At 40.0% G+C, this 6,907-nt stretch carries 6 protein-coding genes and 1 pseudogene; 4 read left to right on the forward strand and 3 right to left on the reverse strand.

The features are described 5' to 3' along the window. The first annotated feature begins 114 nt into the window (after positions 1–114). The gene (locus B9G53_RS23485) at positions 115–693 is read left to right on the forward strand and encodes a hypothetical protein (protein WP_094535865.1); all 579 of its coding nucleotides are present in this window, start codon (positions 115–117) and stop codon (positions 691–693) included. Here B9G53_RS23485 and B9G53_RS23490 read toward each other — a convergent pair. Next, complete coding sequence (locus B9G53_RS23490) at positions 690–1,013, reverse strand: cupin domain-containing protein (RefSeq protein ID WP_094535866.1); 324 nt, start codon at positions 1,011–1,013, stop codon at positions 690–692. The two genes, B9G53_RS23485 and B9G53_RS23490, sit on opposite strands and share 4 nt — an antisense overlap. Positions 1,014–1,218: 205 nt before the next feature. Between B9G53_RS23490 and B9G53_RS23495 the strand changes: the two genes are divergently transcribed. Together B9G53_RS23495 and B9G53_RS23500 are read left to right on the forward strand one after the other, a co-directional pair. Beyond that, complete coding sequence (locus B9G53_RS23495; protein ID WP_094535867.1) at positions 1,219–2,013, forward strand: ParA family protein; 795 nt, start codon at positions 1,219–1,221, stop codon at positions 2,011–2,013. Then, complete coding sequence (locus B9G53_RS23500) at positions 2,013–2,960, forward strand: ParB/RepB/Spo0J family partition protein (protein WP_094535868.1); 948 nt, start codon at positions 2,013–2,015, stop codon at positions 2,958–2,960. The genes B9G53_RS23495 and B9G53_RS23500 overlap by 1 nt, the downstream gene beginning before the upstream one ends. A gap of 1 nt (position 2,961) precedes the next feature. Here B9G53_RS23500 and B9G53_RS23505 read toward each other — a convergent pair whose 3' ends face one another. Beyond that, a complete protein-coding gene (locus tag B9G53_RS23505; protein WP_094535869.1) occupies positions 2,962–3,474 on the reverse strand; it encodes an isoprenylcysteine carboxylmethyltransferase family protein in 513 nt (170 codons plus the stop codon). A 259-nt stretch (positions 3,475–3,733) separates the two neighbouring features. Between B9G53_RS23505 and B9G53_RS23510 the strand changes: the two genes are divergently transcribed. Then, positions 3,734–4,333 carry a methyltransferase domain-containing protein gene (locus B9G53_RS23510; RefSeq protein ID WP_094535870.1) on the forward strand — a complete coding sequence of 200 codons (600 nt, stop codon included), beginning with the start codon at positions 3,734–3,736 and terminating at the stop codon, positions 4,331–4,333. A 16-nt stretch (positions 4,334–4,349) separates the two neighbouring features. Here the strand turns inward: B9G53_RS23510 and B9G53_RS27670 are convergent. Continuing rightward, positions 4,350–6,907 (reverse strand): annotated as a pseudogene (locus tag B9G53_RS27670) (hypothetical protein); the annotation flags it as partial.

Consider the following 6,907-nt stretch of genomic DNA (forward strand, 5'->3'; position numbering starts at 1 on the left):
ATTTGTCTCCTCTTCGGCTTCATATTTTAAAGTTTTTTTCTCCCACCTGCCAACGCTATTATTTGCTCCCTGCACCTGTTTCGTAATTGTTTTTCTCATTCCATTACGAGCGGAATGTGGGTTAGAGTCGAATTATGGAATATTGATCTCGATACGCGATCGCAGTTGCGAGTGGCAGGAGAAGCAGTTTGTCAGATTGCTGATTTGTTTTGCGATCGCTCTAGCTATTTATTTGAGGAGTTGCTTTCTCGTGCGGTAAAGGATGAGCCGATCATGGCTGATGATGCTTTTGATCGTTATGTGCGTCAGTCTATGGTGGTGGATTTTGACCAGTTTATTGAGCCATTGCCGAGTTTACCGAGGAAGAATCCTGAACAAACGAAAAATGGTAATGCGATTGTTGGCGCAATTGATAAGGAGGTTTTGATTAAAGCTTTGGAGCAGGAGAGTTTACTTAGTTTTGAGGAGGAGTTAGAACAAGCTATTAGTAATGCTCACACTGAAAATGTTTCGGCTTGGATTGAGGCGATCGCGCATTACATTAGAAGCAACTTTTCTCCTATGCGCTTGATAGACTTACAAACTGCTTTGCCTTTACCAATTGTAGAAATTTGGCTCGGTTTACTTTTGGGTGATTTCAAACTTGAGCAACGAGGAAGCTTTTATGATTCAAACGAGATTTGGATTAGTTAAGAGGAAAGTTGCCCATGCACAGCAAGCCAAATACAGGCTGGCTCGATACTGGTATATTCAACACGATGCTTTGTATGTGCGGGAATGAGCAGATAATCTCCCGCTTTTAGTTTTATTCTCGTATCGTCTGCATAGGAAAGCTCAGCTTCACCTTGAATCAAGATTACCCATTCATCAAGTTCTTGGTCATACCACTGTCCTGACGGAGTAATTTGTCCTGTGGAAATAATGCGCTCAATCTGGATGTTTTTCCCAGAAACAATTTGCTCAAATTTTTCTAACTGATATACTTCTTGAGAAAGTTCGTATATGTTCGGCATAACTTTTAGATTTTAGGACTTAGAAAAATTGATTTAACTATGTCAAGACCATAGAAATAAAGGACTTTAGAGCTTTTGAAACCACCTTATATTTCTGGTTACAACGTTGTAACCAGAAATATAAGCCAGAATAACTCGATCAAAAAGCTGCAAGCTCCAAAAATGTTGTATTCTAAAAAAGCTTTGTCAAAACTGCCAAAAAGCTATGACTAAAATTATTGCATTATTTAATCAAGCTGGCGGAGTTGGTAAGTCTACAGTTACCCAAAACTTAGGCTATCACCTTGCTTTAAGAGGGCATCGAGTCCTACTAGTAGATATGGATCCACAGGCTTCATTAACAATTTTCATGGGGATTGACATTACAAATCTACAGGACACAATTTACGATGCCCTTATCGCTGATGAGCCAGAGAACGAGAGTGATAGAGTCGCCATATCGATCTACCCAGAACAGTTACATAAAATGAGCTTGGTTCCCGCATCTGTAGCTTTAGCAAATGCCGAAATTCGCCTAGCAACAGCAATACAGCGTGAGTTTAGACTCAAGGAAATTCTAGAGCCTATTCTTGATGACTATGACTATATTCTGATTGATTGTCCTCCTAGCTTGGGACTTTTAAGTATCAATTGTTTAGTGGCAGCAACTCATATGTTAGTGCCAATTGAAACTCAGTACAAAGCATTGATGGGTACTGATATGTTATTAGGAACATTCCGAACAATTCGTCGTAAGCTGAATAAAAGCTTAGCGATCGCAGGTTTCTTGCCTACAAGATATTGGTCTAGCAACTCTATGGATCGTCAAACTCTTGAGTCTATTAATTCACAGTTATCCCAAATCAGCACAGTATTCTCTCCGTTGCCTCGTGCTACTGCTGTATCTGAAGCTTCTCAATATGGCAAGCCTTTTCTGGAATACATTAAGAAAAAAAGCGAAAATCACTTAGCAGTTTTAGCAGTTTTTGATGAAATATCGTTAGCAATGGAGGCACTGTAATGCAGAAAAACTTAAATTCTGAGAGAACAAAATTAAAAAATTTGGCTCCTCTACTGCTTGATGAAGATGAAGATTTTGGACTGAATCGAGAAATTGAAATCACCAAAATTGATCTGCCACCCAAACAGCCCCGACGCTACTTTGATCCTGAGAAAATGCAGGAATTAGTCGCATCGATCAAGCAGCATGGTGTTTTAGAACCAATTTTATTAAGGTCAATAAAATCTGCTCAAAACTCTGATCATTATGAGCTAGTCGCTGGAGAACGGCGCTTTAGAGCTTGTAAAGAAATTGGGCTCTCAAAAATTCCTGCTATTGTCAAAGAGTTATCAGATGAAGAAACCAGTTTAATTCGGTTGGTTGAAAATTTACATCGCGAGAACCTTAATCCCCTCGAAGAAACTGAAGCTATTTTACAAATTTTGGCTCTAAAGTTAAAAATTCCTCAAGAGCAAGCGATCGCCACTTTGTATCGAATGCGCCACGAGGTTCGTGGTGAGGTTGAAAAAAATACTGTAAGTAATTCAGAAATTGAAATTATTAGATCAACGTTTGAAGGGTTTGGCTTAATCAAGTGGGACACTTTTATATCACATCGCTTACCTTTACTAAATTTGCCGACAGAAGTACTAGAAGCACTACGTCAAGGACAAATCGAATATACCAAAGCAACGGCGATCGCTACAGTTAAAGATGCCGATCTTCGCCAGTTATTATTAAATGAAACAATCACCGAGAGTTTGTCCCTAGTTCAGATAAAGGAGAAAATTCGTGATATCAAAGCAAGTCAAAGCATTGAAAAACCCATCACATTAAAGAATAGATTTACAAGTTCTATTCAAAGGCTAAAAAAATCACCAGTTTGGGATGACAAGAAAAAACAAAAGTCACTAGAAAAACTTATAGCTCAAATAGAATCTTTGATCGAGCAAGAAGAACCGTCATAAGCTAATAAATCCAAGGAAGTAACTTCTTCACAGAAGTACGATAGTTGGAATATGCAGGAAATTTTTCTGTGAGCCAAACCTCTTCTTTGGTCGCTTTAGCATCAAAGAAAATGAATAGAGCGATCGCGCCTAAAAAATGTACCCAACTTATTTGCCAACTCGCATAAGCAAAGGCAAGAAAAATAACACCACTATATAAAGGATGTCGCACCAGACTATAAGCACCCGTTTGCACTAACTGACCATCATCTCTGGGATACGGTAATGGAGTCAGATTTTGTCCAAGATCGAAGAGAGAGCGCCCCAATAAAATCATTGCCCCAACACCAGAAACAAACGTTAGCCCTAAACTTGCGTAGGACACAACAGATGAATCCAGATCAATAAAGCTAGGTTTATTATTCGGTAAAATTGCGAAGCCAAATAATAAAACACCTTGGGCGATTACCCAATATTCACCACGTAACCCGCGCCACCAATCACTGGTGATACCCCAATCTGATAACTGTTTCATAGCTCACCCATTCAAAATTTTATTTCATTAGACTTTATCCCACATTCCGCTCGTAATGGAAGCCTAAAAATATTTACAACGAGACAATGAGGGTTTCAGCGATTTCCTGAGAAATTAATGATAGTAATTCCTATTAGTGAATCATTATTTAAATTGTTAAAATAGTGATTCTTTTGGGATTAAAGCCCAAAATACTTGCTGTATAAGGATTTGCTTTCTAAATATTTTTTTCAGTAAAATAAGAGCGGAATGTGGGTTTATGCTAACAATCAATCCAGAATACTGGGAGCAGCGATATCAAGAAAATACAGCTAAGTGGGATATCGGCATGGCAGCCCCACCTTTTACAAGTTTACTAGCATCAACTCAGGCTCCAATTGCTGGAAAGACCGCAGTGATAGGCTGTGGTCAAGGGCATGATGCGATTTTGTTTGCAAAACATGGCTTTGATACGATTGGTTTTGATTTTGCACCTAGCGCGATCGCCATGGGTCAAAAGCTAAGCCAAACAATGGAAATATCAATACAATTTCTACAAAGAGATATTTTTGCATTGCCCCAAGAATTTCCAGCCAGTTTTGACTATGCCATTGAACATACTTGTTTCTGCGCGATCCGTCCCGAACAACGCTCCGATTATGTAAAAATGGTGCGGTCAATTTTAAAACTCAATGGAGAATTGATTGCCTTATTCTGGGCGCACAATCGACCTGATGGACCACCGTTCGGCACAACACTTGAGGAAATCCGAGATTTATTTTCATCTAGTTTTGACACATTCAATATCTCACCAGTCAGTAATTCAATTGACTCACGTCATGGAGAAGAATATCTGGCTAGATTTAGAGTCTTAAGGTGAGTTCAACTATAGTCAGCTAGAACGCCAAGACAGCCAAAGTTGAGAACAACTTATGACAAGCCTGAACCGAAAGCTTAGCCAGAACATAACCATGCAAATAGTTGGGAATATGTTCAGCAAAGAACTCAAATATGCCAGCCAAAGTATCTTTTAGTGGTATCTCTTCAGCAAAAAATAACTCAGTTACAYCAGCCCAAAGATCAACGATCGCAAGATCAACAGAATCAGTAAGAGGAACCAGATTTTCATTAAAACTATGGATCAATTGGTTATATAGAGAATCTAATAACAGTTTGATCCAATCAAAATGGTAACGCAGCACCCCGCGCTTAATTTCAAAATACTGACATAACTGGCGTTCTGAAGCATTCAGCAAATCAAAACCACCATCTGCAACAGCATTAATCACCTGAGCCACCTTAAGTTGCAAAATCTCCAAATTAGACATCGCCTCAGCAGTGATATCACCAGACTTAATCAGAGTATGAGGAATATCACCAAGATCAAAATCCGACAAAAAGTAAATAACATCACCATCCTGAAAGCGATCGCCTGCCTTCCTACCAAAACACTGCTGGACAGTAGCCAAAATATGGCGATCGATAAACGCCGCAAAATCAGGATCTTTATCAATTGGATGTAAGCCCGTCATCGCCACATAATCGGCACGAAGCATGGCAATATTGGCACAAGGAGTACCAACAATCACAAAAGTTTTGGCATTTTTAAAATCATTAGAGCCACGGGAATCGCGGAACCAGAAACCATGAGCATCAGAATTAGCAAACTTTTTAAAATCAATCACCTTCGTAGTTGGATCGAGTTCCGTAAGATGAGAAATAATCGCCTGCACTTTAGCCGACTGACCATCACGACGCTGCATCCCTAAACGCCCCAGATTATGCACCTGAAAAATCTGCGGCATAACCAACTCACCTGATTGCTTAATGGTATGGACAGGAGCATCGAGACGCATTTGTAAATCCTTCACATCAACCGTAGCATCCAGATAAAGATTAGCTGCCGACTTATGAGCAATATCTCTTAACCTCTCATCCGCGAGAGAAACAGTTAACTTTGTATATTGAATATGCAAATCACCGTGAGAAATAGCCCCAGAAAGAATATCCAAAAACTCCACCAACCATTGCTTCAAAACCTCACGGTCAATCTTTTGCCTAATTTCATCAGCATGGAAAGTAGTTTCTCGTTTTAGCAAAGCATGAAACTTAGCCAACTCGCGCTTATCCTTACCCTTAGCATTCTCAAACTCAGAATCAGCAATGCCATCAACCGTATCGAGAATCGATAGATCTGGTTTAAGTAATTCAGCCAACAAAGTTGTATCAATAACTTCAGGAATTGCCGATTTAATTCCATGAAAATCTAGCCCGTGGTAAGACTTATTACCAAGCAAACCATGCAAATTATTGAGAACATCAATAATCTGTTGCCTATGGTCAAGACTAGAGCGAGAAATCAAAGCGATCGCCTGATCCACATCCTCCCGACCAACGGAAATCTGACGCATCGTCGTCAAACTCTCCGATACCTCCTCCCAGATAAGCAAAGTTTTGGAATAATCAAACTCATCAGGACTAGGTAAACTCATGGGATGAGATCTCAAGATCTTAGAATTAAAAGCGATCGCTCTTTGATGTCTAAAGCCAAATCCATCACCTGAATTGCTACGACAAGCATTCAGTAAAGGGCAAGTCTCACAAATGACCTTAGTATCAGCAACTCCTTTATCACGCAGAGCCGAAATAGCCCCAGTCCGAGAGCAGTTCGCCTGAGCATGAAGAGTTTCACCATGTTTAGCACGGCGTAACTTACCAGATTTATTAGTTAAGCCGTTGTGACGCGCAGGTAAAATCTCCCAATCTTGCAAAGTGGAAGTCGTGACATTACGAGAATCATTAGATATATAGATGATCCTTTCAACACCATCAAACATCTCAGGACGCAACTGCCCCGCATCATAACTTTTGCCCGTACCCGTCGCCGAAGCATCAAGGATATGTTTGTAAGTTAATAATGAATCTCGCCAAGTTTCCAGTCTTGCCCCAGCCTCATATACAAATTTGGGCAAGGTAGATTGAGGTGATCGCCTTGGTTTGTCAGATTTATTAGCAAAACCATTAGCCACCTTCTTCGGAAAAAGTTTATCTTTTAACCACTGGAACGGTGAAAACTTAGGTTTGGGCTGGTAATTAGCAATCTGAAAAAACTGCTCAACCATCAAAAGCTGAATCGCTGCATCAGTAGATAACTCATCAATATCATCATCCGTTTTAGAAACCTGACCCCACCAGAGAACATCAATTGCAAAATCTAGCTCAGTCAAGAAATCCAGATTTTTCTCATGGCGGCGCATCACGGACGGGTTAACAATGTCACCCGCATCGATCGCATATTCCAATCTAGTTAATTCAGGCTTAGCCCCAATCGCATCAAAGTAACTTTGTAAAGTTTCTTTACTAGATATAAACTGACCGCCCGAAGCACCAATCGCTACACAACCACGTAACTTAGAAGCAAGATAAGGCTTAACACCAGTACCCTCAACCAAGA

The sequence above is a fragment of the Pseudanabaena sp. SR411 genome (assembly GCF_002251945.1).
In the GTDB taxonomy this organism is placed as follows: domain Bacteria; phylum Cyanobacteriota; class Cyanobacteriia; order Pseudanabaenales; family Pseudanabaenaceae; genus Pseudanabaena.

Coding starts and splice junctions, on each gene's coding strand:
- B9G53_RS23485 (WP_094535865.1), top strand. CDS start 115: ATGTGGGTTAGAGTCGAATTATGGAATATTGATCTCGATACGCGATCG.
- B9G53_RS23490 (WP_094535866.1), bottom strand. CDS start 1,013: ATGCCGAACATATACGAACTTTCTCAAGAAGTATATCAGTTAGAAAAA.
- B9G53_RS23495 (WP_094535867.1), top strand. CDS start 1,219: ATGACTAAAATTATTGCATTATTTAATCAAGCTGGCGGAGTTGGTAAG.
- B9G53_RS23500 (WP_094535868.1), top strand. CDS start 2,013: ATGCAGAAAAACTTAAATTCTGAGAGAACAAAATTAAAAAATTTGGCT.
- B9G53_RS23505 (WP_094535869.1), bottom strand. CDS start 3,474: ATGAAACAGTTATCAGATTGGGGTATCACCAGTGATTGGTGGCGCGGG.
- B9G53_RS23510 (WP_094535870.1), top strand. CDS start 3,734: ATGCTAACAATCAATCCAGAATACTGGGAGCAGCGATATCAAGAAAAT.